Source organism: Anaerocolumna jejuensis DSM 15929, assembly GCF_900142215.1.
GTDB lineage: Bacteria > Bacillota > Clostridia > Lachnospirales > Lachnospiraceae > Anaerocolumna > Anaerocolumna jejuensis.
Genome location: NZ_FRAC01000066.1, coordinates 1 through 3166, shown reverse-complemented (window position 1 = coordinate 3166; position 3166 = coordinate 1). Strand labels below are relative to the sequence as shown.

At 36.9% G+C, this 3166-nt stretch carries 3 protein-coding genes; 1 reads left to right on the top strand and 2 read right to left on the bottom strand.

Features of this window, described 5'->3' with window-relative positions; translation table 11 throughout:
• Positions 1-824: IS110 family transposase (locus BUB77_RS28975; RefSeq protein ID WP_073280639.1), on the bottom strand; the 824-nt coding region annotated here is incomplete at its 3' end.
• Between the two features lie 1032 nt (positions 825-1856).
• Here BUB77_RS28975 and BUB77_RS28965 point away from each other — a divergent pair.
• Complete coding sequence (locus tag BUB77_RS28965) at positions 1857-2132, top strand: hypothetical protein (RefSeq protein WP_073280637.1); 276 nt, start codon at positions 1857-1859, stop codon at positions 2130-2132.
• A 73-nt stretch (positions 2133-2205) separates the two neighbouring features.
• Here BUB77_RS28965 and BUB77_RS28960 read toward each other — a convergent pair whose 3' ends face one another.
• Positions 2206-2622 carry a hypothetical protein gene (locus BUB77_RS28960; RefSeq protein ID WP_073280636.1) on the bottom strand — a complete coding sequence of 139 codons (417 nt, stop codon included), beginning with the start codon at positions 2620-2622 and terminating at the stop codon, positions 2206-2208.
• Positions 2623-3166: the final 544 nt, after the last annotated feature.

The window sequence follows — 3166 nt, the reverse complement described above, 5'->3', positions numbered from 1 at the left end:
TTATAATCAAAACTAAGCAGGATTTTCTCGATTTCTTTATCAAGCCCTGCCAATTCTTCTTTCTGATGTTCCAAGTCTCTTACCAGACTTGTTGTAATGAAATATCTGGATTCCTGATATTCCCGAAAGGTGTTTCCATCATTCTTGACACAATCCAGAATCAATTTCGCTTTATCTTTTTTGGTAATACGAGATATTTCTTTGAACTCCATTGTTAGTTCTTCTGCCGTTTTTTCTTGCAAATGGACAGGGGACGGGTAGGTTTTCCAGAAATACATAGCACATTTCCCGTCTATTTCGCTGAAAAATTTACTATAACTGGGATATGCCATGGATATCTGCTCATGGAGTCCGTTCTTAAAGCGGATACCATCTTTCACCAGTAAATCTCTCCGATTCACCAGCTGTGCCAGCGTCCATTCGTTATCTTTTGGTTTTGCATCTGGCAAGGTATGTAACTGGTTAATCAGAACCGTTCCCACGCAATACGCATCATACTCAACATTTTTTCGATACATGGGTGCACTTTTTCTCTGGTCATACGCCAGAGCAGGATTGATGTCTTTTACGATATATCCATTTTCAATGAGCCAAACAGCTAAGCTTCTACCATAACCGTAAGCATTCTCTAGCCCATAAATGGGATTTAATCCAAGAATACTGGATTTTCTGTTCACCTTTTCTGCCAGCTTTTTAAATTCACTGGGCTTGTTTTCTATCACAACTACCTCTAACTTTTCATTCCAGCAGTTCTCCATCACTGCGGTATGGGTTTCCTTATGCAGGTCAATCCCTACATAAAGCAAATTTTCTCTTCTCTGCAATTCTCTCCCTCCTGATCTTGTTTCCAACCAATCAGTCCCCGTACCGGCAACCTCAGATGACAGCGTTAACTCTTTTTGAGTCCGCAAGGGTTCGACAGCCTATCTACAACAAACCAATGGATGAAAGGACAAGTTATTTATTTTATTGGTTGTTGATGTTAACTCTGTATCAAATGAATTGCAAGTCATTTCTGGTTTTATTTTCAGGAGAAAAACAGCAGAAAAAAGAATGGAAAAGGGAGCTACAGAAAGGGGAATTTTACCCCCTGTAACCCCCGGCAGCCCCATTTTACCATAGAACTAATTTCCTGTAAATCCCATGGTTCACCATGAACCATGGGGGTAGACAGATATCACAAACCAATGGCAACGCAGATTTGATGTCCCATTCCCTGTTAGCCCTGTGTCGCAAAATATCGCCCCTGTATGACCTTTGAAACCGATGGCAGAACATGTATGCCATTCAAGCATTACTAAGCCTTGTTGGGCATATTTGAAAACGATCGTTTTTTATCTGATAAATGTTTAGATTAATGCTACAGACTGTTCATCTTCCTGTTGCTTTATCAGAAAAATGTCGCATATATGCCAAATTTCGCAATGCTCCAGGTCGCGTTTCTGCAACCATTTTAAAATCTGGTAACGGAAAATCCACTCTCATTTCTTGCTCAAAACAGAGGTGAACCATGGGGTCGAAAATGATGCAGGTTAAAGAGCCGGGGTCAAAAACTTCCCCGGCTCGGCTTACATCAGCCCGCAATGCGGACTGAAAGGACTTTTTCAGCGGGGTCGGATTACTGGCATTGGGGTCATAACCGGAGTTACACTTGCACTTAAACCACATTTACACGAAAAAGTTACGGGGTCATGAACGACTCCTTTAAACCCATAACCAATGAATCAAGATAATTAGAATTTTGAGAATTCGTTTGAACTATTTACCCAATTCAGAGTATCTTTTTTTAGTAGTTTCCGGTATCGACTTTCTCACACTATTTCGATATCATATGTTCTCAAAAGGAGGGAAGTATTATGACCGATCAGGAATTACTGGATATGTTTATTCAAGAGCGCATCAATATGTTAATTGATGTATTTTATAAAAACAAACCTAATAAATCCGAACAGGACGAAGAAAGAATTCTACAGGCTGAGATTTTTATTGAACATTTACCAGACAAGGAGAAGCAACTGGTTGAAAATTACATTGACTCCTTTATAAGCCAACTTGCTTTAGAAGAAGCTTTTTTGTATCAGCATGGTTTTATGGATGGTATAAAAATTCTAAAATATATTGGCAAAATATAATCTGTCATTATAAAAACATCCAAAATACAATAGCCATAAAACTTATTGTATTTTGGATGCTTTAAAACAAATATTATTCTATAATTTTTTGAAATGCTTCATCAATATTAGTCTTTATTAGTTTAATCTTTCCACAAGGAAATATATTACTTGCATAAATCAACATGACAGAATTCAACCAACAATCATTAACTGACAAAACATACGCTCTTGCAATTAAGTCAAAATCATCTGAAACACAACTTGCAATTTCACTTGAATTAGATGCTTCATATGCCTTTAAATACGACTCTTTTCTTATATTATCAACTATCTGCTTATCTGTTTCAGAATATGATGATTCCTCTATTTGATTAAAAACCCTCATCCACTCAAAATCAAATTCTGAGTCATCCCTCAAATCCAATAATTCATCAATATCCATTTTACTAAACATTTCATCGGATATAATTTTACCTTCATTTATCTTTTTTAATAATAAATTTAACATTTCACCACTTTCCTTTCTCAATTTAATCCTTGTTCTTTTAGCCAATTCTGTACTAAATCGACAGCTTGATATGGTGTCACATCAGAGCCTAAATTATAAGTACCATCTGGAGATTTAACATCTACTTTAATATCATTTAAATCTTGATATGCATTTCGATATGCATTAAATAATTCATCATCCGTACCTATAAAATCACCTTGTCTGGGCCCTACATAATTCCTTTCAGCATCATGTAACCTCCAATGATCATAGCCTGGATCACTGCCTTTAGAAAAAATAGTCGGTCTCGTTTTATCACTTCTAGCAACTTCAAACGGTCTGCCTTTTGATTTCCTAACAGCTGGAACATGATGCCCTGAGTCACCAACATTAATTCTCTTTACATCTTCTGTAGCTCCACTTGTAGAACCAGCAGACTTAGGCTGCCCCGAACCCTCAGGTGGAGTACTGAGATATCCGACGAACGGTGAAAATCTTTACTTAATAAAAAAATTATAGCACGTCTTTGTGCTGTTTTTAAATAGAAAATTTACTGTTCTTT

What these genes read in the sequence shown, in the direction of transcription:
- BUB77_RS28965 (WP_073280637.1), top strand. Translation starts at nt 1,857, where the DNA reads ATGACCGATCAGGAATTACTGGATATGTTTATTCAAGAGCGCATCAAT.
- BUB77_RS28960 (WP_073280636.1), bottom strand. Translation starts at nt 2,622, where the DNA reads ATGTTAAATTTATTATTAAAAAAGATAAATGAAGGTAAAATTATATCC.